The 22,964-nt window shown below is 64.1% G+C and carries 22 protein-coding genes; 12 read left to right on the top strand and 10 right to left on the bottom strand.

What is annotated here, in order from left to right; translation table 11 throughout:
• Window positions 1–109: 109 nt before the first annotated feature.
• From BVU17_03735 to BVU17_03760, 6 genes are all read left to right on the top strand, one after another.
• Window positions 110–1,324: a peptidase gene (locus BVU17_03735; GenBank protein ID AUG46674.1), complete on the top strand. Its 1,215-nt coding sequence runs from the start codon at window positions 110–112 to the stop codon at window positions 1,322–1,324.
• 127 nt (window positions 1,325–1,451) lie between these two features.
• The gene (locus tag BVU17_03740) at window positions 1,452–2,033 is read left to right on the top strand and encodes a hypothetical protein (GenBank protein AUG46675.1); all 582 of its coding nucleotides are present in this window, start codon (window positions 1,452–1,454) and stop codon (window positions 2,031–2,033) included.
• 63 nt (window positions 2,034–2,096) lie between these two features.
• Window positions 2,097–3,320 carry a phosphohydrolase gene (locus BVU17_03745; GenBank protein AUG46676.1) on the top strand — a complete coding sequence of 408 codons (1,224 nt, stop codon included), beginning with the start codon at window positions 2,097–2,099 and terminating at the stop codon, window positions 3,318–3,320.
• Between the two features lie 21 nt (window positions 3,321–3,341).
• Window positions 3,342–4,367 carry a nucleoside deaminase gene (locus tag BVU17_03750; GenBank protein AUG46677.1) on the top strand — a complete coding sequence of 342 codons (1,026 nt, stop codon included), beginning with the start codon at window positions 3,342–3,344 and terminating at the stop codon, window positions 4,365–4,367.
• A 33-nt stretch (window positions 4,368–4,400) separates the two neighbouring features.
• A complete protein-coding gene (locus BVU17_03755; GenBank protein AUG46678.1) occupies window positions 4,401–4,859 on the top strand; it encodes a hypothetical protein in 459 nt (152 codons plus the stop codon).
• Between the two features lie 72 nt (window positions 4,860–4,931).
• The gene (locus BVU17_03760) at window positions 4,932–5,411 is read left to right on the top strand and encodes a stress response protein (protein AUG46679.1); all 480 of its coding nucleotides are present in this window, start codon (window positions 4,932–4,934) and stop codon (window positions 5,409–5,411) included.
• 20 nt (window positions 5,412–5,431) lie between these two features.
• Here the strand turns inward: BVU17_03760 and BVU17_03765 are convergent, their stop codons facing one another.
• From BVU17_03765 to BVU17_03780, 4 genes are all read right to left on the bottom strand, one after another.
• Window positions 5,432–6,379 carry a biotin--[acetyl-CoA-carboxylase] ligase gene (locus tag BVU17_03765; GenBank protein ID AUG46680.1) on the bottom strand — a complete coding sequence of 316 codons (948 nt, stop codon included), beginning with the start codon at window positions 6,377–6,379 and terminating at the stop codon, window positions 5,432–5,434.
• 63 nt (window positions 6,380–6,442) lie between these two features.
• Window positions 6,443–8,287 (bottom strand): carbamoyl phosphate synthase, encoded by a 1,845-nt coding sequence (locus BVU17_03770; protein AUG46681.1) that lies wholly within the window; start codon window positions 8,285–8,287, stop codon window positions 6,443–6,445.
• A gap of 140 nt (window positions 8,288–8,427) precedes the next feature.
• Window positions 8,428–8,733, bottom strand: a complete 306-nt coding sequence (locus BVU17_03775) for an acc operon protein (GenBank protein ID AUG46682.1) — start codon at window positions 8,731–8,733, stop codon at window positions 8,428–8,430.
• Between the two features lie 2 nt (window positions 8,734–8,735).
• A complete protein-coding gene (locus BVU17_03780; protein ID AUG46683.1) occupies window positions 8,736–10,286 on the bottom strand; it encodes a methylmalonyl-CoA carboxyltransferase in 1,551 nt (516 codons plus the stop codon).
• 141 nt (window positions 10,287–10,427) lie between these two features.
• Between BVU17_03780 and BVU17_03785 the strand changes: the two genes are divergently transcribed.
• A complete protein-coding gene (locus BVU17_03785) occupies window positions 10,428–11,051 on the top strand; it encodes a uracil-DNA glycosylase (GenBank protein ID AUG48830.1) in 624 nt (207 codons plus the stop codon).
• A gap of 45 nt (window positions 11,052–11,096) precedes the next feature.
• On the opposite strand, the gene BVU17_03790 is transcribed toward BVU17_03785, so the two are convergent.
• The gene (locus BVU17_03790) at window positions 11,097–11,888 is read right to left on the bottom strand and encodes an ArsR family transcriptional regulator (protein ID AUG46684.1); all 792 of its coding nucleotides are present in this window, start codon (window positions 11,886–11,888) and stop codon (window positions 11,097–11,099) included.
• Window positions 11,889–12,112: 224 nt separating this feature from the next.
• On the opposite strand from BVU17_03790, the gene BVU17_03795 reads away from it, so the two are divergent.
• Entirely contained in the window at window positions 12,113–13,093 is a 981-nt protein-coding gene (locus tag BVU17_03795; GenBank protein AUG46685.1) for an EamA family transporter, read from the top strand.
• A 181-nt stretch (window positions 13,094–13,274) separates the two neighbouring features.
• Here BVU17_03795 and BVU17_03800 read toward each other — a convergent pair whose 3' ends face one another.
• The 3 genes from BVU17_03800 to BVU17_03810 form a co-directional block, all read right to left on the bottom strand.
• On the bottom strand, window positions 13,275–14,612 hold the full coding sequence (locus BVU17_03800; protein ID AUG46686.1) for a daunorubicin ABC transporter ATP-binding protein: 1,338 nt from the start codon (window positions 14,610–14,612) through the stop codon (window positions 13,275–13,277).
• Between the two features lie 195 nt (window positions 14,613–14,807).
• Window positions 14,808–15,518, bottom strand: a complete 711-nt coding sequence (locus BVU17_03805; protein ID AUG46687.1) for a glucose 1-dehydrogenase — start codon at window positions 15,516–15,518, stop codon at window positions 14,808–14,810.
• Between the two features lie 83 nt (window positions 15,519–15,601).
• A complete protein-coding gene (locus BVU17_03810; GenBank protein AUG46688.1) occupies window positions 15,602–16,558 on the bottom strand; it encodes a zinc-binding dehydrogenase in 957 nt (318 codons plus the stop codon).
• A gap of 399 nt (window positions 16,559–16,957) precedes the next feature.
• Here BVU17_03810 and BVU17_03815 point away from each other — a divergent pair, with 399 nt between their 5' ends.
• Together BVU17_03815 and BVU17_03820 are read left to right on the top strand one after the other, a co-directional pair.
• Complete coding sequence (locus BVU17_03815; GenBank protein ID AUG48831.1) at window positions 16,958–19,159, top strand: histidine kinase; 2,202 nt, start codon at window positions 16,958–16,960, stop codon at window positions 19,157–19,159.
• Window positions 19,160–19,161: 2 nt separating this feature from the next.
• Window positions 19,162–19,872: a sensory rhodopsin-2 gene (locus BVU17_03820; GenBank protein AUG46689.1), complete on the top strand. Its 711-nt coding sequence runs from the start codon at window positions 19,162–19,164 to the stop codon at window positions 19,870–19,872.
• 153 nt (window positions 19,873–20,025) lie between these two features.
• Here the strand turns inward: BVU17_03820 and BVU17_03825 are convergent, their stop codons facing one another.
• A complete protein-coding gene (locus BVU17_03825; GenBank protein ID AUG46690.1) occupies window positions 20,026–20,358 on the bottom strand; it encodes a hypothetical protein in 333 nt (110 codons plus the stop codon).
• Between the two features lie 134 nt (window positions 20,359–20,492).
• Entirely contained in the window at window positions 20,493–21,452 is a 960-nt protein-coding gene (locus BVU17_03830) for a transcription initiation factor IIB 3 (protein ID AUG46691.1), read from the bottom strand.
• A gap of 265 nt (window positions 21,453–21,717) precedes the next feature.
• Between BVU17_03830 and BVU17_03835 the strand changes: the two genes are divergently transcribed.
• Both BVU17_03835 and BVU17_03840 read left to right on the top strand, forming a co-directional pair.
• On the top strand, window positions 21,718–22,242 hold the full coding sequence (locus BVU17_03835; GenBank protein ID AUG46692.1) for a hypothetical protein: 525 nt from the start codon (window positions 21,718–21,720) through the stop codon (window positions 22,240–22,242).
• Window positions 22,239–22,964, top strand: coding sequence for an RNA methyltransferase (locus tag BVU17_03840; protein AUG46693.1), 726 nt, complete (start codon window positions 22,239–22,241; stop codon window positions 22,962–22,964). Before BVU17_03835 ends, BVU17_03840 begins: the two co-directional genes overlap by 4 nt.

The raw sequence follows: 22,964 nt of genomic DNA on the forward strand, positions 1-22,964 counted from the left end.
CTATAGACGGGGAGCGGCCAGTAACAGCCCCTACAGGGCACACACCGGGCGGTACAGTTTCTGAGGTGACCCGAAGCCTCATAACGATACACCCACTAAAGGCGTCGTAATGACCGACACCGTCGACGAGGTCGATATGCCGTACGACGATGACGCGTCTCAGCAACAGAAGATCGAGGCGCTGCAGGAGCGGCTAGAGGTGCTCGAATCGCAGAACGAGGAGATGCGCGACAAACTGCTGGACGCGAACGCGGAGAACAACAAGTACCAGCAGAAGCTCGAACGGCTCACACACGAGAACAAGAAGCTCAAACAGTCACCGCTGTTCGTCGCGACCGTTCAGGAACTCTCCAGCGATGGCGTGATTATCAAACAGCACGGCAACAATCAAGAGGCCCTGACAGAGGTCACTGACGAGATGCGGGAGGAACTGGAACCCGACGACCGCGTCGCCGTCAACAACTCCCTCTCTATCGTCAAGCAACTGGACGACGAGACCGACGTTCGCGCCCGCGTGATGCAGGTCGACCAGTCGCCGGACGTGACCTTCGCCGACATCGGCGGCATCGAAGAGCAGATGGAGGAGGTCCGCGAGACCGTCGAGATGCCGCTGAAGAGCCCTGAGATGTTCGAAGACGTGGGTATCGACCCGCCGAGCGGTGTTCTGCTGCACGGCCCGCCCGGCACCGGGAAGACGATGCTGGCGAAAGCGGTCGCCAACGAGACCGACGCCACCTTCATCAAGATGGCCGGCTCCGAACTGGTCCACAAGTTCATCGGCGAGGGCGCGAAGCTCGTCCGGGACCTGTTCGAACTGGCCCGGCAGGAGGAGCCCGCCGTCGTCTTCATCGACGAGATAGACGCTATCGCGGCCAAGCGGACGGAGTCGAAGACCTCCGGCGACGCCGAGGTCCAGCGGACGATGATGCAACTGCTCTCGGAGATGGACGGCTTCGACGACCGCGGCGACATCCGCATCATCGCGGCAACGAACCGCTTCGATATGCTCGACCGCGCCATCCTCCGCCCCGGTCGCTTCGACCGTCTCATCGAAGTCCCGAACCCCGACCTCGAAGGTCGCAAACAGATTTTCCAGATCCACACTCGCAGCATGAATGTCTCCGACGACGTGGACTTCGAGGCACTGGCCGAAGAGATAACGGACGCCTCCGGTGCTGACGTGAAAGCCATATGTACCGAGGCTGGGATGTTCGCCATCCGCGACGACCGGACCGAGGTCACCATGGCGGACTTCCACGACGCCTGGGAGAAGATTCAGCAGGAGGAGACCGACGACGAGGACGTCTCCCGGACGTTCGCCTGATTTCGGCAGCGTTTCCATCCGGTTCTCCACGCTTTTGTAGGTCTGTAGTCACCGCTGTGACGCGCAACTGCGCTGTCGTCTCGCCCGTTTCAGAACACAGTTACCACTCCGGTCCTGACCTGCTAGTATGGCCGTCGCAGATACACTCCAGTCGCGTGCCCGCGCTCGTCCGCGGCTCGTCACCGCCGTCGTCTCGGTCGTTGGCTACACGCTCGTGTTCGGCGCGTTCGGTGGCGTATTACCCCTCCCCGAGCTCTCGAACGGCATCGTCATCCTGCTTGGCGACGCAATCGCCGTCGTCAACAGCGTCGCGCTGCTGGCAATCGTCGCCGGCGTCTACTTCATCAAGAACGACCAGGTCCAGAAACACCGCGCGGCGATGCTGACGGCGTTTACCCTCATCATGGTGTTCCTGACGCTGTACATCCTCAAGGTCGGTGGCGGCTTCGAGAAGGAAATCGTCGCCGAAGGGTTCGTCTGGACGGCGTACATCGTGATGCTGGCTATCCACATCCTGCTGTCCGCGGTGTCCGTGCCGGTCGTCGTCCACGCGGTCGTCCTCGGGCTGACCCACTCCCCGGCGGAACTCAGGGAGACGGTCCATGCTCGTGTGGGCCGCATCGCCGTCTCCGCCTGGGGGCTGAGCCTGTTCCTCGGGCTCGTGACCTACGTGATGTTGAACCACATCTACGGCTGGGTGCCCCGGTAGGCGACCCCGCGCCGCCCGTGCGGTGGCGAACGATTTTGCCGGCCGCCGTCGTAGACTACGGCGATGACCACAATCAAGGACAGCGTCCACGACCACATCGAGGTCCAGGGCGTCGCGGCGGCGCTGCTCGACATGCCGCCGGTCCAGCGGCTCAGACACATCTCACAGCTCGGCACCGTGACGCTCGTCTACCCCTCGGCGAACCACACCAGATTCGAGCACTCGCTGGGGGTCTATCACCTGGCCGACCGGGCGCTGTCCCACCTCGGCATCGAGGGCCAGCAGGCCGAACGGGTCCGCGCCGCGGCCCTGCTCCACGACGTGGGGCACTCGCCGTACAGCCACAACGTCGAGGCGCTCATCCACCGCCGGACGGGCAAGTACCACGACGACGTGGACGAACTCCTCGGCGACGGCCCGGTCGCGCGGGTGCTGTCCGAACACGGGCTCAACCCCGACCGCGTCGCCGGCCTAGTCGCAGGGGAGGGCGAACTGGGCCAGCTCGTCTCCGGCGAACTGGACGTCGACCGGATGGATTATCTGGTCCGTGACGCCCACCACACCGGCGTCCCCTACGGCACTATCGACCACGAGCGGCTGGTCCGGGAACTGAGCTTCGTCGACGGCGAACTCGTCTTGGACGAGGGGAACGTCCAGACGGCCGAATCGCTCCTGCTCGCGCGGGCGCTGATGAACCCGACCGTCTACCAGCACCACGTTGCCCGCATCGCCAAGTCGATGCTGCGCCGCGGAACCGAGGAACTGCTCGCCGCGACCGACACGACCGCTAAGACGCTGCGCCGGTGGGACGACAACGACCTGCTCGTGGCGCTGCGACAGTGCGACGCAACGGCGGCCTACGCCCGGCGGCTGAGCCAGCGGGACCTGTACAAACGCGCCGTCTGGGCGGAGTGGCAGGCCGTGCCCGAGGAGGTTCTGACGGCCGACCACGAGGCGGTCGGCGCGATGGAACGGGCCATCGCCGACGAGGCGAACGTCGACAGCGACGCCGTTATCCTCGATATCCCGCCGGAGCCGTCGATGACCGAGTCGAGCAGCCGCGTCCTCGTCAACGGCGAAGTCCGCCGGCTCGGCGAGCAGTCGACGCTTGTCAACGCCATCCGCGCCGCCCAGCGCGACCAGTGGCGGCTCGGTGTCTACGCGCCAGAGGGCGAAAGCGAGCGGGTCGGCGCGGCGGCCATCCGCGAACTGGGACTGGACCTCGACGGGGCCAGGGTCCGGGACGTGCGGCCCGGCTTCCACGCGACCCTCGATGAGTTTAACTGAGAGAGCGGGCGAACAGGGAACATGATTGTTGAAGGGACGATTCTGACGGGACGGTCGTTCGAGGCCGTCGAGGGCCGCGTCGTCGTCGAGGACGGCGAGATAGCCGCCATCGAGGAGACGGCGGTCGACAGCGACGACATCGTGGTGCCGTCGTTCGTCAACGCCCACACCCACATCGGCGACTCGATTGCGAAGGAGGCCGGCGAGGGGCTCTCGCTCGAAGAACTGGTCGCGCCGCCGGACGGTCTGAAACACCGGCTGCTCCGGGATGCCGACCGGGACGAACTGGTGGCCGCGATGGCGCGGTCGCTGTCGTTCATGCAACAGGCCGGGACCGGCGCGTTCGTCGAGTTCCGCGAGGGCGGCGTCGAAGGCGTCGAGGCCATCCGGGACGCGCTGGCGGACGCGTCCCTAGAGAGCGTGATTCTCGGCCGCGAGACGACCGACGCGATGGAACTGGCCGACGGGTTCGGCGCGAGCGGGGCCAACGACAGCGAGTTCGGGGCGGAGCGCCGCGCCACCCGCGAGGCCGGGAAACTGTTCGGCATCCACGCCGGCGAGGTCGACAGCTCCGATATCAATCCCGCGCTTGACCTTGACCCGGACTTTCTCGTCCACATGGTCCACGCCGAACCGCTGCACCTCCAGCGGGTTGCCGACAGCGAAATCCCGGTCGTCGTCTGCCCGCGGTCGAACGTCGTCACCGACGTGGGCCGCCCGCCAATCGAGGAACTAGCCGACCGGACGACCGTCGCGCTCGGGACGGACAACGTCATGCTCAACAGCCCGTCGATGTTCCGCGAGATGGAGTTTACCGCGAAACTGTATGACCTCTCGGCCCGCGAGGTGCTGCGGATGGCGACAGTCAACGGGGCCGAGATCGCGGGTCTCGGCGGCGGACTCGTCGAGCCCGGCCACCCGGCGCGCCTGCTCGTCCTCGACGGCGACTCCGACAACCTCTCCGGGGCACGAAACCCCGTTCGGGCGGTCGTTCGTCGGGCAGGGTTGGCCGATGTCCGACGAGTCGTCCATCCGACGACGGACTAATTCTTATCACTGCGGAAATAGTATGTACGGGCAATGCCCTCCACCACTGACCGCGCCCTGAGCACACCGCTGAAGATACTCCTGTACGGGCTGCTAGGGCTTGTCTCGTTCCTCGTTGTTATCGCAGCTGTGAGGTTTGCGTTCGGGCTGTTCTTCGGTCTCATCGGTCTCGTTCTGGGACTGCTCTCGCTGGCCGCCACCATCGGGGTTCTGGCGGCTATCGGCTATGCTGTATACTGGGCCGCGTCGACCGTCTTCAGTCAGGACGAGGCGACGGCGTCGGCGACTGACGCGTCACGAACGCAGGCCGCACACGCAACAGATGCGGCCAGTGCCAGCGAGATAGACCCCGTCGAGCGGCTCTCAGAGCGCTACGCCAACGGGGAAATATCCGAAGCCGAACTCGAGCGACGGCTCGAACAGGCTCTCGACGAGCCGTCGCTGGACGGCTCCGGGGCAACAGAGGCCGAGCGGAACCGAGAGTTGAACTGAGCCAGCGTCTGTTCGGCTGTTGTGTGCTACCTGTTACCAAACTATATCTGTTCAGCCAGTCAACAGTACAGTATGTACGACAGGATACTGGTGCCAACGGACGGGTCGCCGGGGACACGGGCGGTGCTCACACACGCTGAAACGCTTGCAACAACTCACGACAGCGAGATTCACGCGCTGTACGTCGTTGATACCGGCCGATTTTCGACGCTCCCGAACGAGCCGACGTGGGAGAGTGTCACCGACTCGCTCCATCGCGAGGGCGAGATGGCGCTGGACATGGTGAAGCGTCTCGTTGCCGACGATTTGACTGTCACACGGGCCACGGCCGAGGGAAGCCCGAGTCGAGAAATCGTCGACTACGCGAGCCAGAACGACTGCGACCTCATCGTAATGGGGACCCACGGACGCGGCGGTATCGACCGCCTGCTACTGGGGAGCGTCGCCGAACGGGTCGTCCGGTCAGCCCACGTCCCCGTTGTCACTGTTCCGGTAGAGACGACGACGCAAGATGTCTCGGAAGACGAGCAGCCTGCCGGCGTCCCACAGTGACGCGTCTTTCGCCGTCGCGCTCACTCCGTAATCGGGCGGAGGTGTTCACAGTCGCCCGCGGAAACGATTTCTGTCCCAGAGTCTGTCTCGATGACGAGCGCACCCGGAAACTGGATGTCTACAGCTTCACCCTCGATGGTGCCACCCGGCGTCTCGACCCGGACCTGTTTGCCCAGCGTCGTGGCGGACTCCCGCCACGCCTCGACGACGTTCGCCGGGTCCTGTCGGAGCGTGTCGAACTCCTCCAGCAGCCGCTGGGTGAACAGCCGTCTGTCGACCGGATCGCCTCGCTCAGCGAGCAGGCTCGTCGGCTCCGCCTCTGCGGGCAAGTCCGCCGGATCGACGTTCGCGTTGACGCCGATGCCGACGACGACCCACGAGACTCGGTCGGCCTCACCTTCCATCTCGGTGAGGATGCCGACCAGTTTCCGCTCCGCGTCGCCGTGGCGGACCAGCACGTCGTTGGGCCACTTGATGCTTGCCTCGACCCCGGCCTCGCGTGCCGCCCGGGTCACCGCGACAGCGGCCGCGAGCGTGAACACCGGCGCGTGGGCCATCGGCACGTCGGGTCGGAACAGCACCGAGAGCCAGACCCCGCCGCTGGGCGAGTGCCAGTCGCGGTCGAGCCGTCCCCGGCCGCCGGTCTGTTCGTCGGCCAGAACGACGGTGTCTGACGCCCCATCTGCCGCACGGTCACGAGCGCGTGCGTTCGTGCTCGGAATGCTGTCGTGGTACTCGACAGAAAACGGTGCGTCCAGGCCGTACTCGACCGCGCTCGCCCCGAACTCCGGCACCGAATCGAGGGTGTAGCCCGCGTCGCTGCTCCCGATTTCGAACCCCTCCTCGCGGAGGGCTTCAACGTGTTTCCAGACCGCAGAGCGGGAGATGTCCAGTTCGTCGGCGAGGGCCGGCCCCGAGACGGGGCCGTCCGCCAGCGCATCGAGTACCCGATGACGTGTTTCGTTCATAGGTGGGGCTTCGACCGGCCGGAATAAAAGGCGTCTGCAGAGCGCGACGGTCAGTCCACTGGCTCACCCGATCACAAAGAGCAGGTCGCCCATGTCGACTGATTCGCCCTCGCTAACGGCCACGTCGTTGACAGTGCCGCCTCGTTCGGCGACGATGTCGTTTTCCATCTTCATCGCTTCGAGCACACAGAGAACGTCGCCGGCCTCGACCTCGTCGCCCTCCTCGACGTTGACCTCCAGAATTGTCCCCTGCATCTCTGCGGCGACTTCCTGACCCTCGGCGGTAGAGGCACTGCCGCCGCCGCTGTCGGAACTACTGCCGCCCCGTGGCCGCTGTGGCTGATTGCCGCCGTCGGCGTCCACGTCGCCGACGTTGATGGGCGGTGCGCCGCGCTCTTCGAGGTCGACTTGGAATCGCTTGCCGTTGACCTCAACGGTGAACTCACGCTCGACGACCTCCTCGTCCTCGTCGCCGTCGGACTCGGTGACGGTGCCCCACTGCTCTTGGGCCTCCTCGATGCGCGAGCGGTCGAGTTGCTCGTCGAGGTACTTCGTGGTGTGGGTGCCGCCGACGAACCGGTCGTCGGTGAGCATCAGGCGGTGGAACGGGATGACGGTCGGGATCCCCTCGATGTCGAAGTCCTTGAGCGCCCGTTTCCCGCGCTCGATGCACTCCGCGCGGTCCCCGCCGTAGGTGATGAGCTTCGCTATCATCGAGTCGTAGTCGGTGACGAGGTCGTCGCCCTGCCGGAGCGCGTCGTCGAGGCGGACGCCGATGCCGCCCGGCGGGTCGTAGGTGTCGAGGCTGCCGCCGGTCGCGGGGGCGAAGTCGTCGGCGGCGTTCTCGGCGTTGATGCGGAACTCCATCGCGTGGCCCTCTATCTCCACGTCGTCCTGTGCGAAGGTTATCTCCTCGTCCATCGCCACCCGCAGTTGCCACTTGACGATGTCGATGTCGGTTATCTCCTCGGTGACGCAGTGCTCGACCTGGATGCGGGTGTTCACTTCGAGGAAGTAGAAGTTCGCGTCCTCGCCGAGCAGTTCTCCCTGTTCGCGGTCGGTGTCCTCCTCAACGAGGAACTCGACGGTCCCGGCGTTGTAGTAGTCCGATTCGCGGACGCCGCGTCGGGCGGCGTCGCCGATCTTCTCGCGGAGAGCGTCGTTCAGGGCCGGCGACGGTCCCTCTTCGATGACCTTCTGGTGGCGTCGCTGCAGCGAACAGTCGCGCTCGCCCAGATGCCGGACGTTGCCGTGGTGGTCGGCGATAATCTGGACCTCGATGTGGCGGGGGTTCTCCAGATAGCGTTCGAGATAGACGGAGTCGTTCGAGAAGTACGCCTCTCCCTCCCGCTTTGCGCTTTCGAGTTGCTCCTCAGCCTCCTCCGGGTCGTGGACGATTTTCATCCCGCGGCCGCCGCCGCCCCCTTCGGCCTTGATGGCGACCGGGAAGCCGTTCTCCTCGCCGAACTCGACGACCTCCTCGGGATCCTCGACCGGGTCGGTCGTTCCCGGGACGATGGGCACGTCAGCCGACTGCATGATCTTGCGGGCCTTCGTCTTCTCGCCCAGTGCCTCCATCGACTCGCTCTCGGGGCCGACCCAGGTGACGCCGTCCGTTTGCTGAACACGCGCAGCGAAGTCGGCGTTCTCCGCGAGGAAGCCGTACCCGGGGTGGATGGCGTCGGCATCGGCCTGTTTGGCGGCGTCGATAATCGCTTCCTGGTCGAGATAGGAGTCGGCGGCACGGGCCGGGCCGACGTTGTACGCCTCGTCCGCGTACCGGACGTGCCCGGCGTGCTTGTCAGCGTCAGAGTAGACGGCCACTGTGCCGATGCCCAACTCCTCGCATGCGCGCATCACGCGCACCGCTATCTCCCCGCGATTAGCGACGAGCACCTTATCGAACATACGCCCTCATACTGAGAGTCGGCCCATAAAACTATGCGCAGATAGCGGCCAATCTTACACATATAATCATGTTAGTATGGAACATGGCCACAAACCCGTTCAGGGCGTCGTCAAATAACTGACGGACGGACTGACCACCATTAGAACCGCTCGGCGCGGCCGGCGGCACTCCAGGGGTCAGTCGGCGCGTCCGAGCGGACTCGAACGGACCGTTTCTGCGTGGCTTCCACGCGCCCGGAGAACGACCACTGCTTGCCGTCCCAGGAGTCGCCGTCGTCTGCCGCTGCAGCCGCCGCGGCCGCTGCCGCCGCGCGCTGGCGGTCGGTGAGGTGTGCGCCGATAGCAACGGCGATCGCAGCCGCCTCGTCCGTCGACGCGTCGTCGAGCTGTGCAGCGATTTCCGCGACAAGTTCGGCGTCGACCGCCGAGTCAGTGTCTGCCGCCATCGTCACAGTGGGATGTTGCCGTGCTTGCGGTCGGGCTGGTCCTTGCGTTTCCCCCGCAGGAGGTCCAGGTCGTCGATGAGCCGCGGGCGGGTCTCCTGCGGTTCGATGACGTCGTCGACGAAGCCGCGCTTGGCCGCCGTGTAGGGGTTCGCGAAGGCGTCGCGGTACTCGTCGATGAGTTGCTGGCGGCGGGCTTCCACGTCGTCGGCGTCTTCGAGTTCGTCGTCGTAGAGGACGTTCACCGCGCCCTGTGGCCCCATCACGGCGATTTCGGCGGTCGGCCAGGCGTAGTTCATGTCCGCGCCGATGTGCTTCGACGCCATCACGTCGTAGGCCCCGCCGTACGCCTTCCGCGTGATGACGGTCACCAGCGGGACGGTGGCCTCGGAGTAGGCGTACAGGAGCTTCGCGCCGTGGTTGATGATGGCGTTGGTCTCCTGGTCCTTGCCGGGCATGAACCCGGGCACGTCGACGAACGTGAGAATCGGGATGTTGAACGCGTCACAGAAGCGGACGAAGCGCGCGCCCTTCCGCGAGGCGTCGATGTCGAGCGTGCCGGCGTTGACCCGCGGCTGGTTGCCGACGACGCCGACGCTGTGGCCGTCCATGCGGGCGAAGCCGATGACGATGTTGCGCGCGAAGTCCTCGGCGACCTCGAAGAAGGAGTCCTCGTCGACGATGCGCCCGACCACGTCCGTCATGTCGTAGGGCTTCTGTGGCGCATCAGGAACGGCCGTCTTCAGCCCCTCGTCCCGGCGCTCGGGGTCGTCCCAGGGCTCGACGCGGGGCGGGTCCTCGACGTTGTTCTGTGGCAGGAACGAGAGCAGGTAGCGGATGTCGTCCATCGCGTCCTTCTCGTCGGCGGCCGTGAAGTGGGCCACCCCGGACTCGGAGGCGTGGGTCTTCGCGCCGCCGAGTTCGTCGAAGCCGACCTCCTCGCCGGTCACCGTCTCGATGACGTCCGGCCCGGTGATGAACATGTGGCTGGTCTCCTCGACCATGTAGACGAAGTCCGTGATGGAGGGGGAGTACACCGCGCCGCCGGCACACGGCCCCATGATGGCCGAAATCTGCGGGACGACACCGCTGGCTTGCTGATTGCGGTGGAAGATGTCGGCGTAGCCCGCCAGCGAGTCGATGCCCTCCTGAATCCGCGCGCCGGCGGAGTCGTTCAGGCCGATGATGGGCGCGCCTGTCTCGATGGCCTTGTCCATCACCTTACAGACCTTCTGTGCGAAGGCCTCGCCCAGCGAGCCCCCGAAGACGGTGAAGTCGTGGGCGAAGACGTACACCTGTCGACCGTCGACCTTGCCGTAGCCGACGACGACGCCGTCTCCCGGTACTTTCTTGTCGGCCATGTCGAAGTTCGTCGAGCGGTGTTCACGGAGCGAGTCGATTTCCACGAAGGTGTCGTCGTCGAGGAAGTAGTCGATGCGCTCACGCGCGGTGAGTTTCCCGCGGTCGTGTTGGGCCTCGATTCGTTCTTCGCCACCGCCCCGCTTGGCCTCGGCTTTTCGTTCTCGAAGGTCCTCGACACGGTCGTCGTGGCTCACGCCACATCACTTCTCCCGGACCGGAGCATATCCGACTCCTTGCGGGCATCCGAGAAAAGCGTTATCAAACTTAACCATTATTTCCCGTATTCGGTGGCCGAAACCGGCGGAGTTTTGAGCGGCGACCTGCTGCTATCGCGCGTGAAGAACGTCACGGCCCGCCAGCACAACCCCTTCGGCTTCGACGCCCCGTGTGAGCCGTTTGTACCGGGGTACGGCGATGCCAATGCCCACTTCCACGTCATCGGCGACCACCCCGGCGTCCACGGTGGCGAAACGTCCGGCATCCCCTTTACCGACAATCCCGCGGGCGAACGTCTCCAGCGGGCGCTCGTCGAGGCCGGACTGCTCGCCGAAGTCGGCACTCCGCCGACCGTCGAGAAGACGTACCTGTCGTATCTGTATATGTGCGGCGGCGAGCCGCCGACGGACGCTGACTACGAGGCCCAGGAACCGCTGTTCGACACGGAACTTCGGGCTATCACCGCGCACGTGCTCCTGCCCGTCGGCGAGCGCGCCACGCGGCACGTGTTCGCCAACACGACCTCGGAGCCGACCAAGCCGATAGACATGGACGCCCGCCACGCCACGGAAGTCCCCGGGAGCGGCTGGCTCGTCGTCCCCATCAAGGAGCCGGCGGAGTGGACCGACGACGACGAGACCGCCCTCGTCGACGCACTGACGGCGCTGCTGAAGACCGACTATCGCCGCGAGGCGGACCTCGGGCGGTTCCTGCCGAACGACGACCCGTATCTGGTCCGGTAGCGACTCGACTGATTCTCACACGGCTCTGACAACCAGAAACAGTAGCTACAGCGACCACTCGTCCGAGAGCGGCTCCGCGGACGCCCAGTACGTGTCGAACGTCTCGATCGCCCACTCGCGGACGGCCGGCGCGGTCGTATCGACTGACGCCTGTAGCACGCCGTTGTCGTCCCGCAACAGCAGATGCACAACGTCGTCGGCGATCATCACCGCGAGTGGCACACCGTCGTTTCGTACCCGGACCGACGCGTTCGGTTCGGAACGCAGCGATTCGAACCGACTCCGGAGCCGGTCGTCTGCTGCCAGTGCGTCTATGGCGCTGGGCGAGAACACGCCCGAGAACCGCTGTTCGCCGGCGGTGGCTCGATCCTGAACGACTCGGATCGCCTGGTCATTGAACGCATGGGAGAACGTCCGGACCTCCTCGGCGTCCCGAAGCAGGTCAAGGAGTCGCTGGACCGGCGCGTTCGGGCGCGTCTGGCTCGGGACAGTTATCGTCGCGTCGGCCAGGTGTTGCAGGTCGAAGTCCATCGCATCGGTGGGCAGATACTGGACGATGTCGCGCAGTCGCTGCTCGGTTTCGAGGCTGTCGAGCAGGTCGGTGAACCCGTCAGCGACGATGCGCCCCGTCGCCGTGGCGACGTACTCGCCCCCCGTTCGGCGGATCCACGACCGGTCCTCGAAGTCCGCGATGATACGCCCGAGCGTCGCCTGCGACGCGCCGGTTTCGGTCGCGAGCTCCCCGCGCGAGTGGGGTTCCGCCGCCAGGAGCCGCAAGACCTCGACCCGGTTCGACGAGAGCGCGAGGAACTCGATCTCTTCGAGCGCCGATTCCATACCGCCGCGTTGGGGGTTCCGTCCTAAAGCGCTTTCGCACTATGAAATAATTTCACACCGTGAATATCCGCCACGGGTATTCAGCTATTTCGCGTTATGTAAGATTTTCTAAACGGAACTATACGTCTCGACATCTTACTGTAGAGTACGATGAATCCGGTTTCTACATGTGTTCTCTCTGTCGGCTGTGTAGTTATTTCAGAAAACACATACGAGGTGGTGGCATGATTTCGCGCCGGACGTTCGCCCTCGCTGCCGTTGCCAGTGTTCTGCTTGGCGGGACCTTCGTCGGCGCGAAGGCCGGGCTGTCGTACCTCCCGCCGCTTCTGTTCGTCGCCCTGCGGTTCGATATCGCCGCCGTCGTGCTCCTCGGCTACGTCGTCGTGACGCGGTCCCGGGACGACCTGCTCCCACGGACCCGCGGTGACGTGCTTGGGATTCTCTCGACGGGTCTGTTCGCGCTGGGTCTCACGAACGCGCTGATATTCGTGGGCCAGCAGTCCGCCACCAGCGCGGTCGCCGCTATCGTGTTCAGTCTCAATCCGATACTGACGCCGGTGTTCGCTGCGCTCCTGCTCTCCGACGAGCGACTTTCGGCCCGCGGTGGTCTCGGCATGGTTATCGGCCTGCTCGGCGTCGGCCTCGTCGTCAGTCCCGACCCGGCGATGCTCCTGAGTGGGGGAATCGGCAAACTCATCCTGTTCGGCGGCGCGACCAGTGCGGCGCTTGGCAGTGTTCTCATCCGCTGGTCCGACGGTGGCCTGTCGAGTACGGTCCGGACCGCGTGGGCGCTCCCTGTCGCCGCCGCGTTCTGTCACGCGCTGAGCGTCGGTATGGGCGAATCGGCAGCTACGGCGGTCTGGTCGCCGACCGCGGTTGCGGCCCTGCTGTACGTCGGCATCTTCGCCGGCGCAATCGCCTACATCGCCTACTTCGGCCTGCTCGATGTCACCGGTGCAATCCAGGCCAACCTCATCTTCTACGTGGTCCCCGTCGTGTCGACGCTCGGCGGGTGGGCCTTACTTGGCGAGGCGATCACCCCGACCGCAGTGGCGGGTTTCCTGACTATCTTCACTGGGTTCGTGGTGCTCGGCAGCGAGTCGGTCGACATCCACGCACTGCTCTCGGGTACTACCGACGAGGCTGACACTGTGTCGGACAGTCTGGGGATTACGGACGAACCGTGCGGGTTCGAATCGGACTGACATATACTCTGGGTGTCGTATGCCTGCTGGCAACCGCCCAGACGATTCGTGAGAGTCGCACCATCCCGTGAAAAGATGGCTGGCCTTCTGATGGGCTACTGTCACTGCGACGACCACACACTGGGCGGTCACTACAGACCGTCGCGAAGAATGTCTGCGGGAAACCGATGTCGTACGTCGGTTATATCGGCGGGATGATTGCGGGGTCCTCAGCGAGGAGGAGCGTCTGTAGTCCGAGGCCCAGCGTCAGGATGACACCGAGGATGACTACTGTCCGGACCATCCAGAGCCAAGCCGGGCCGAACGCCCGGAGCCCACCCGTCCCCTGTCGGAGCTCGGCAACCGCGTTCGAGGAGAGCACCCAGCCGACGAACACGAGGATAAGCAGCACTGACAGCGGGAGGAACAGCTTGTACGCGAGCGTGTCGAACCAGCCGAACCACGCCAGGTCCCAGGCTGACGGGAATCCGAGCACGAACAGCACGGCCCCGAGCATCGCCGACAGCGACACCCGCGAGTAAGGCGTGTTGTCGACGCCGTAGGAGACTGCAACTTCGAGCAGGCTAATGGCAGAGGAGATTGCGGCGATGAGGACGACACCGAAGAAGACGACACCGAGGAGCCGTCCTCCCGGGAGCTGTGGGAACGCCGATGCCATCGCGACGAAGATAGCTGACGGGCCGCTGGTGTCGGGACTGATGCCGATGGCGAAGAGAATCGGGAACACGACCAGCCCCGCCAGCACACCGACGAGCGTGTTCGTCACGACGATGATTCCACCATCGACCGGGAGACTCTCGTCGTCACCGATGTACGAGGAGTACGTAATCATGGCTGCCATCCCCAGCGAGAGGGTGAAAAACGCCTGACCCACTGCGAACGGAATCAGGTCGCCAGCGTTCGCTGCCAGCGTGGAGAAGTCCGGGGAGAGGAAGTAGCTGTAGCCAGCCCCCGCTCCCTCGAGGGTGGTGACCCAGGCCGCCATCCCGAGCATGAGGAGAACGATGCTGGGGACCATCACCTTCGTCGCCTTCTCGATCCCGTCCTCAACACCCACTGCGACGATGCCGACACAGATGAGCAGGAACAGCGCCTGTCCGACGACGGCTTCCGGGCCACTGGAGATGGCTCCGAAGTACTCTGCGGAGTTTCCGAAGTATGCGCCCGTTGCGCTACCGAGAATATACCGCATGACCCATCCGCCGACGACGTTGTAATACGAGAGAATCCAGAACCCCGTGAAGACGCCCAGGCCACCGACGACCCGCCACTGCTTGAATCCGAGTTCAGCGAACGCGTCGACGGCATTACGGTTCGTTCGCCGTCCGATGATGAACTCTGCTAACATTGCCGGGAAGCCGATGAGCAACACGGCGACGAGGTAGAAAACGAGGAACACTGCGCCACCGTTTGTCGCGGTCTTGAACGGGAACTGCCAGATGTTTCCGAGACCGACTGCGCTACCGATCGCTGCGAGAAGGAACCCGAGCCGTGAGGCCCACGTTTCTCTGTCACTCATTGTGATGCGGCATATTATGTTGGGGTATAAAAACCACCGTGATTCCAGTTCGCGATACGGGCCGATAGTGTCTGGATTGAAACACGCCTTCAGAAACTGCGTGGCAGCAACTTGGCGAGCCGTCTTGTTGATTTTTGACTGTTTTTCGGGTGTGTGACCGTGCGATATGAAGGGCTGGCCCGAACCGATTGCGGGTCAGACCTCGCCGTACACCGGAACCGCTGCGCCGCTCGTCACGGTTGCGGCGTCCGAACAGAGAAACAGTATCACCGCTGCGATGTCTCTCGGGTCGACCCACGACTCGGTGTCGGCGTCGGGCATCATCTCGCGGTTCATCGGGGTATCGATGACGCTCGGCATGACAGCGTTAGCCCGGACGGATCCGAGGTTCTCTTCCGCGATAGTCTCGGTCAGGAGTCGGATGCCGGCCTTCGTCGCCCGGTAGATGCCGTCGCCCTCACCACCCTCAAGTGACGTTCGCGCAGACACGGAGACAATCGCGCCTTCTGTGTCCCGCAGGTGCGGAATCGCGTGTTTCGACGCCAGGAACATCGTCTTGAGGTTCACGTCGAACAGGAAATCGAACGTGTCGAGGTCCGTCTCGTGAATCGGCGTGCCGCCGCGCCAGGTGCCGGCGACGTTCAGCAGGTAGTCGAGCCGTCCGTGTTCGTCGACGACCGCCTCGACCGTCTCGGCCACGTCGGCCTCGTCGCTGAAATCCGCCTGGTAGAAGTCGACGCGCTCGGGTTCGGCCAGCAGGAAGTCCTCGGTGTTCGGTTCGATGATGTCGCTGCCACAGACGGTCGCGCCGGCGTCGAGGAAGGCGTCCGCGACCGCGCTCCCCAGCGCTCCGCCGACGCCCGTGATTAGCGCTACCTCGCCGCCGAAGTCAAAATCGGCTGACATGTATGTGACAACGGCTAGCAGGGAAATAAATCTCCGTCCGCGAGGCACCGGGTCCGGTTTCGCGAGCACCAGCGGTCGCTCGGCTACGGTGTGACGACGAGTTTGCCGAGGAAACTGTCGTTCAGTACGTCGTCGTGGGCGGCCGCCACTTCGTCTAGGTCGTAGCGGCGGGCGACGACCGGCGACAGGTCGCCGTCGGCCATGAGGGTCGCTAGCCGGTCCAGTACCGCGCCGAACTCGGGCGTGTTGAACATCGAGACGTGGTGGACGCTGAGGGCCTTCGCCCGGCAGCGCGGGACGTTCTCGAACGTCGCCGCGAGGTCGGTGTTCCCGATGGCGGCGATGCGAGCGCCCTGTGTGGCCACCTCTGCGTCGAACGCGAGGTAGTCGTCGAGCCGGTGGTCGAGAATCACGTCCGGCGCGCCGGCCTCGACCACGGCGTCGCTGAGGTCGTCACGGCGGTAATCGAACACGTCGTCCGCGCCGAGGTCGGCCAGCCGGTCGTGGTAGTCCGGCGACGCTGTCGTCGTCACCTGCGCTCCGTTCGCCGCGGCCAGTTGGACCGCGACGTGGCCGACGCCGCCGCTCCCGCCGTGAACCAGCGCTCGCTCGGCTGGCTCCAGCGAACAGGCTGCGACGAGGGTCTGCCAGGCGGTGACGCCGACGAGCGCGACGGCTGCGCCCGCCTCGGCGGAGACGCCCTCGGGGAGCCGCGCCAGATGCGACTCGGGGACGGTGGCGTACTCCGCGCAGGTCCCCTGGAGCCAGTTGCCCAGCCCGGTGGCAAACGCCCGGTCGCCCTCGGCGAAGTCAGCCACGCCCTCGCCGGTCGCGGCGACGGTCCCGGCGCAGTCGGAGCCGGGGACCCAGGGCAGTTCGCCGGGTTCGTAATCGCCTGTCCGGAAGTACGTATCGACCGGATTGACCGCCGCCGCCTCGACTTCGAGCAGGACCTCCTCCGGACCCGGTGTGGGTCGTTCGACGTCGTCGACACGGAGTACGTCTGTCGGGCCGTATTCGTGGAATCGTACAGCACGCATTGGCGTATGCGTCTGGTGGTACCGGGAAAACCTTTCCCCACAGCCTGGGTGAGTTCAACTCCGGTTCTCTGCACATCGCGGGCCGGGATGCGACATCGCCGACAGCGAACGGGTCAGGTCGGTGCTCAGTCCGGTAACTGCAGTGTACACTATCCAAACGCCAGATCTTACACCGTTAGCTGTGCCGGGGCGACGGATTACCACAGTTGGCCATGTCGTTTATCAACGGTGAAAATTGCGCACCAACCCTTTATTAGGATGTTTGCATAGCATTGGATGATGGAACCAGATAGGGACTCGCCGCTCCCGAGTTTTATTGCTGGCAGTTACGCTGCCAGACTCGGGCTGGCACTTTCATTTGCGATAATTGTCATTATCGCTGTTGGGGTCCTGACAAGCGTGCAGGCGTCCGCCACTCTCGAGGAAGACGTGGCAGACGACATTACGGCGCTGTCAGAGACGCAAGCCGAACAATTGGACGAATGGTTGACAACATCGCGCCGGAATGTCCGGTCGGTGTCACGACTTCCCGTGTTTACTGACGGAACGGCCACGGAGAAACAGCAACGACTGGAGGAGCTCCGGTCCAACGAGGAACTGCCACCCGGTGTCGTTGCAGTGCACTACTTCGACACCGAGACAAACGAGATTCGCGCCAGTTCGAATCAGGACTTCGTCGGGGTCAACGCTGCCGAGCAGGGGGCCCCGTTCGCGACGGACCCGCCACAGTTCAACGACGCCGATGATACCCACGTGACAGAGCCGTTCTCTGTCTCGGTCGTCGACCATCCGATAGTTGCTGTCGTTTCGCCCGTTCCCGGAGACGATGACAGGGCGCTCGTGTATATGATCGACCTCCGAGAGAAGGCCGATCAGATATCGAACCAGCGCGATGGGTCATTTACCACGGTCGTCAACACCGAGGGCGAGTTCGTTTCCCACCCCAACATCTCGATGATCGGGTCGACAGCACCGATTTCACAGATGGAGTCGAACCCGCTGGGGACACTTGAACCCGGCGAGAGCGCCTTCCACGAAACAGACCGTATGTTGATGGGGCTGAACCGCCTCGAATCGAAGGACTGGGTCGTCATGGTCCACTCCGACCCGGAGGTCGCCTACGCGCTGAGCGATCAGATCAACTCCGACCTCATCGCGCTCATACTACTCGCTGTCGTCAACCTCGGGCTCATCGGGGTCACGATCGGTGGAAACACGATTGCGTCGCTACGGCGGCTTTCGGTGAAGGCCGAATCGATGGCCGATGGTGAGCTTGACGTCGACCTCGATACGTCGCGCGAAGACGAGTTCGGAACGCTGTACACGGCCTTCGACAACATGCGGACGAACCTCCGAACGCAGATTTCCGAGGCCGAAACTGCCCGGCAGGAGGCCGAAGAGGCCAAAGAGCAAGCACAGGCGGCTCGCGAGGAAGTCGAATCCGAGCGCAACGAGATGGAGGCGCTGACCGGCCACCTCGAACTCAAGGCCCAGCAGTACAGCGACGCGCTGGAGGCCGCCGCCGATGGCGACCTCACCGCGCGGGTGGACACCGACAGCATGAACGAGGCGATGGCCGAGGTCGGTGAGGATATCAACACCACGCTGGATGCGCTCGAAGACACCATCGCGGACATGAAGGCGTTCGCGGCCAACGTCATCCAGTCTAGCGACCGCGTCAACTCGAACGCGGAACGAGTTGACCAGGCCAGCAAGCAGGTGTCGAAGTCGATAAACGAGATTTTCGAGGGCACGACCGAGCAAAACGAAGGCCTCGAATCGGCGGCTGCCGAGATGCAGAATCTCTCGGCGACCGCACAGCAAGTCGCCTCCTCTGCTCAGCAGGTCGCCGACACGTCCCAGTCGGCCGCAGAGGTCGGCGAGGACGGCCGCGAAGCCGCACAGGAAGCTATCTCGGAGATGAGTGCCATCGAGGACGAGACCGGCGAGACCGTCGCGGAGATCAACGCGCTTGACGAGGAGCTCGACGAGATCGGCGAAATCGTCGGCGTCATCACAAGCATTGTCGAGCAGACGAACATGCTCGCGCTGAACGCCTCCATCGAGGCCGCCCACGCTGACGGAGACGGCGACGGGTTCGCCGTCGTCGCGGACGAGATCAAGGGCCTCGCTGAGGAGACCAAAGAGGCCGCCGCCGACATCGAACAGCGCATCGAGGGCATTCAGGAGCAGGCCGGCGACACCGTCGAGACGATGGAGTCGACCAGTGCCCGGATCACCGAAGGCGTCTCGACGGTCGAGGAGACCGTCGACGCGCTGGAGACCATCGTCGAGTACACCGAGGAGGTCGACACCGGCATTCAGGAGATCGACCGGGCGACCGAGGAGCAGGCCCGGACTGCACAGGACGTGATGGGGACCATCGACGACCTGACGACGATCAGTCAGCAGACGGCGACGGAGGCCGACACCGTGGCCGGTGCCGCACAGGACCAGTCCGCGTCCATCGACGAAGTGTCAGACTCCGCGACAGAGCTCCGACAGCGGGCTGACGACCTCGAATCGCTACTGGACCGCTTTACCGTCGAGAGCTCCGCCGGGACGGGTTCTGATAGCACGGCCGCAGTGGGGGACGACTAACAATGGCAACGATAACGACCTGGTTCATACTGGGACTACTGGGTGAACTGCTCGGGACGGCGGTGCTGGCGTACGGCTACACGCTCGTCCCAGAAGAGACACGGAAGCGGTACCTGCTGTTGATCGCAATCCCGGGTATCGCCATCGTCGCCTACGCGCTGATGGCGCTTGGCTTCGGGTCGATACAGAGTGGCGGCCATACGGTGTACGTGATCCGTTATGTCGACTGGCTATTGACGACGCCGCTCAACGTCTGGTTCCTGGCACTGCTCGCTGGCGCGAGCCGGCAGGACACGGTGAAACTCGTCGTCCTGCAGGCGTTGACTATCGTCTTCGGCTTTGCCGGTGCCATCACTGCGTCGCCAGTGAGCTACCTGCTGTTCGCGGTCGGCGCAGCGCTGTTCGGTGGCGTCATCTACCTGCTCTATGGCAACATCGCGGTGGCTGCGAAGTCGACTCTGTCCGACATCGAGATCAGCCTGTACCGCACGCTCCGGAACTTCGTCGTCGTTCTCTGGCTGGTGTACCCAGTTGTGTGGCTGCTCGGTGCGGCGGGACTGGGGCTAATGGACGTTGAGACTGCGACGCTCGTGATCGTCTACCTTGACGTGGTAACCAAAGTCGGCTTCGGCGTCATTGCTTTGCTGGCGATGATTGATCTCGGCTCAGTCGGTGAGACTGCCGAGGAGCCGACAGCGGTTGCGGGAGACTAGCGAGAGCGATCACTCTGAAAGACACGCACGGAGAACCCGGGAGGCGTGTGCGGTAAACGGCTCCCGAAAATGCGAACGCCGACGGGGTTGTGTGGTCCTCGTTCTGCGAGAGAGTCACTCTACGTCGTTGTAGCGCCTCAGAGTGGGTGCCAGTCAGGATTGCTCCTCACTGACGGTCCCGCTGGTCTCTGTGTCGTCAGTCGCGCCGGCGACCTCGGTCTCGTCTACGGTAGCAAGTGCGTCTGGAAGCCGGTCTTGGATCAGCCAGAACGTCAGCCGGTAGACGCCGTACCCGAGCAGGACGAACAGCACGAGGTCGATAAGATACAACTCGACGAATTCGAGGAGCGAAATATCGCTGAGCGCGAGGTTGCCGGACAGGATGAGAAACTCAAGTGTCGCGAGGACAAACAGCGCGGGTGCAAAGAGGATCACCAGCCCGATGACGAGGAGTGCGATCCGTTTCTGCGAGGGGGAAACAGGCATACCGACAGTTCGCTGCCCAGACAGATAGCTCTACACGTTCCGTGCTACTGTACCGACTGCCTGTGCCGTGCTACAGCTGGCAGTACCGTACGAACAGCGGAAGCGAGACCATCGAGTGAACAGAGCGCGGCCAGTCAGTGGATGCCCATCGCTTCGATCTGCTCCTGATACCGGTTCCGGATGGTGACCTCCGTCACCTGGGCCACGTCGGCGACCTCGCGCTGGGTCTTCTTCTCGTTACAGAGCAGCGAGGCGGCGTAGATGGCCGCAGCAGCGTAGCCGGTAGGTGATTTCCCCGAGAGCAGGCCCTGCTCGGCGGTAGTGTCGATGATTTCGTTGGCCTTCGACTGGACCTCCTCTGAGAGTTCCAGCTCGGACGCAAACCGCGGGACGTACTGCTTGGGATCGACCGGCTCCATCTTCAGTTCGAGTTCCTGGGCAACGTACCGATAGGTCCGCCCGATCTCCTTCTGCTCGACCCGGGAAACGTCCGACACCTCTTCTAAGCTGCGTGGGATGCCTTCCTGACGACAGGCCGCGTACAGGCAGGCGGTGGCGACGCCCTCGATGGAGCGTCCGCGGATGAGGTCCTCGTTGAGCGCGCGCCGGTAGATGACCGAAGCGACCTCCCGAACCGAGCGAGGAACGCCGAGTGCGCTGGCCATTCGGTCGATTTCCGACAGCGCGAACTGCAGGTTCCGCTCGCCGGCGTCTTTGGTCCGGATGCGTTCCTGCCACTTCCGGAGGCGGTGCATCTGGCTCCGCTTCTCCGAGGAGAGCGACCGACCGTAGGCGTCCTTGTCCTTCCAGTCGATCTGTGTGGTCAGCCCCTTATCGTGCATCGTCTGGGTCGTGGGGGCTCCGACGCGTGACTTGGACTGGCGTTCAGAGTGATTGAATGCCCGCCACTCCGGCCCGCGGTCGATGTTCTCGTCTTCGATGACCAGGCCACAGTCCTCGCAGACGAGCTCTCCACCGCCGTCGCTAGATATGGACTCCGACTCACACTCTGGGCAGGTCTGCTGGCCCGTGCTCTCGGACTCCTCCTCGCGTTCCTCCTGTTCAGAATCCCGCTGGCGCGTCGGCCGTTCCATGTGTTCTTTTACGGAGAAAAGCCAATCACGTATAAATGTTTGGGCGGGCTTGATACTTTTGCCTGATTTGGACGCCGATTGCGAATGCTAGGTCGAATAATTATGTTAAATTTACCTAGAACTGTCTACGTTTCGAGTCACCACAGCGTGTAACCGGTTCGGGCACCCGTCTCACACCCCGGGGCTACGATGGAGCGCGGACGGGCCGGCACTGTTCGTCCGACACATCGCGCTCTTTTAGTCTGGGACTCTCCCATCTTGAGATATGGGCAAAGTCAATATCGGGCTTCGGGGCTGGCGTTTCGACGAGGACGTGCTCGGGTCGGACGGACGGGTCCGGCCGCTCAAGACGATGGAACCGGAGACCCGACAACGGTTGCTGGTGCTCGCAGAACGGGTCGTCGACCCCTGTGACGCCTGCTGGCTGATTCACGGTGACGAAGACATCGAACAGTGCAACGTCGCGGACGCGATTTACGGCGAGCCGATGGGCGAGGTGGTTGTCTGCTCGGACCACGAGACAGACTTCATCTACTGGTTCCGCGAGGCGGGTGGCGAGACCTACGCTGGCGATACTGAGCTGGCCTCGGCCTTCCACGAGTGGTTCCTCGACGGGAATCGCGCCCCGGAGGGGTACGTCGGCCTCGAACACGTCGATGAGGAGCCGACAGCGCTGCCGGAGGCCCCCGACAGGGACGAAGCGATTCCGGGGCTCGAAGAGGAGGTCAAGCAGATGGACGAAGCGGACCTCGACACAATCGACATGGACCTCAGCGACCTGGACGTATGATATCTGTCGCTGTCGTCGACGCGGAGACGCCGGGCAACGTCGGCACCATCGCCCGCTCGATGAAGAACTTCGGCCTCTCAGAGCTGTTGCTCGTTGACCCACCGGAGCTAGACCCGGACGGCGAGGCGTACGGCTTCGCCGGGCAAGCCCGTGACGACATTCTGCCGAACGCCCGGACAGTGACGTTTGACGACATCGTCGAGAACTACCACACTGTCGCCTGCACGGCGACGACGAACGAGGACCCGGCCAACCACGTCCGGTATCCGGCGACGACCCCGGCCGACTTGGCTGACTCGCTCCGGGATGTCGAAGGAGACATCTGTGTCGTCTTCGGTCGCGAGCGTGTCGGACTCTCCAACGACGAACTCGCACAGCTGGATGTTATCTGCTCTATCCCGGCCAGCGCGTCGTATCCGGTGTTGAACCTCGGGCAGGCGGCCACCATCGTTCTCTACGAACTCCGCGAACTGACTGTCGACGCGAACCAGCACCCCGAGGAACTGCACACCCTCGCCGAGACGCCGGCCGTCGAGGGACTACACGAGGAGTTCGACCGGTTCCTGCGGGCTATCGGCCACCCCAGAGAAAAACAGCACAAAGCCCGCCGGCTGTTCCGTCGGGTACTCGGGCGTGCGCAACCGACCGGTCGGGAGACGAAGACGCTCCGGGGCCTGTTTCGGCAGGCCCGGCAGCGAATCGAGCGTGCCGAAGACGACTAA

The organism is Haloarcula taiwanensis (assembly GCA_002844335.1).
Taxonomy (GTDB): domain Archaea; phylum Halobacteriota; class Halobacteria; order Halobacteriales; family Haloarculaceae; genus Haloarcula; species Haloarcula taiwanensis.

Bases quoted from the DNA above. Each gene is read 5' to 3' on its own strand.
- BVU17_03760 (AUG46679.1), top strand. From the start codon at position 4,932: ATGTACGACAGGATACTGGTGCCAACGGACGGGTCGCCGGGGACACGG.
- BVU17_03795 (AUG46685.1), top strand. From the start codon at position 12,113: ATGATTTCGCGCCGGACGTTCGCCCTCGCTGCCGTTGCCAGTGTTCTG.
- BVU17_03745 (AUG46676.1), top strand. From the start codon at position 2,097: ATGACCACAATCAAGGACAGCGTCCACGACCACATCGAGGTCCAGGGC.
- BVU17_03790 (AUG46684.1), bottom strand. From the start codon at position 11,888: ATGGAATCGGCGCTCGAAGAGATCGAGTTCCTCGCGCTCTCGTCGAAC.
- BVU17_03830 (AUG46691.1), bottom strand. From the start codon at position 21,452: ATGGAACGGCCGACGCGCCAGCGGGATTCTGAACAGGAGGAACGCGAG.
- BVU17_03775 (AUG46682.1), bottom strand. From the start codon at position 8,733: ATGGCGGCAGACACTGACTCGGCGGTCGACGCCGAACTTGTCGCGGAA.
- BVU17_03750 (AUG46677.1), top strand. From the start codon at position 3,342: ATGATTGTTGAAGGGACGATTCTGACGGGACGGTCGTTCGAGGCCGTC.
- BVU17_03820 (AUG46689.1), top strand. From the start codon at position 19,162: ATGGCAACGATAACGACCTGGTTCATACTGGGACTACTGGGTGAACTG.
- BVU17_03805 (AUG46687.1), bottom strand. From the start codon at position 15,518: ATGTCAGCCGATTTTGACTTCGGCGGCGAGGTAGCGCTAATCACGGGC.
- BVU17_03810 (AUG46688.1), bottom strand. From the start codon at position 16,558: ATGCGTGCTGTACGATTCCACGAATACGGCCCGACAGACGTACTCCGT.
- BVU17_03835 (AUG46692.1), top strand. From the start codon at position 21,718: ATGGGCAAAGTCAATATCGGGCTTCGGGGCTGGCGTTTCGACGAGGAC.
- BVU17_03840 (AUG46693.1), top strand. From the start codon at position 22,239: ATGATATCTGTCGCTGTCGTCGACGCGGAGACGCCGGGCAACGTCGGC.
- BVU17_03755 (AUG46678.1), top strand. From the start codon at position 4,401: ATGCCCTCCACCACTGACCGCGCCCTGAGCACACCGCTGAAGATACTC.
- BVU17_03800 (AUG46686.1), bottom strand. From the start codon at position 14,612: ATGAGTGACAGAGAAACGTGGGCCTCACGGCTCGGGTTCCTTCTCGCA.
- BVU17_03765 (AUG46680.1), bottom strand. From the start codon at position 6,379: ATGAACGAAACACGTCATCGGGTACTCGATGCGCTGGCGGACGGCCCC.
- BVU17_03735 (AUG46674.1), top strand. From the start codon at position 110: ATGACCGACACCGTCGACGAGGTCGATATGCCGTACGACGATGACGCG.
- BVU17_03825 (AUG46690.1), bottom strand. From the start codon at position 20,358: ATGCCTGTTTCCCCCTCGCAGAAACGGATCGCACTCCTCGTCATCGGG.
- BVU17_03740 (AUG46675.1), top strand. From the start codon at position 1,452: ATGGCCGTCGCAGATACACTCCAGTCGCGTGCCCGCGCTCGTCCGCGG.
- BVU17_03770 (AUG46681.1), bottom strand. From the start codon at position 8,287: ATGTTCGATAAGGTGCTCGTCGCTAATCGCGGGGAGATAGCGGTGCGC.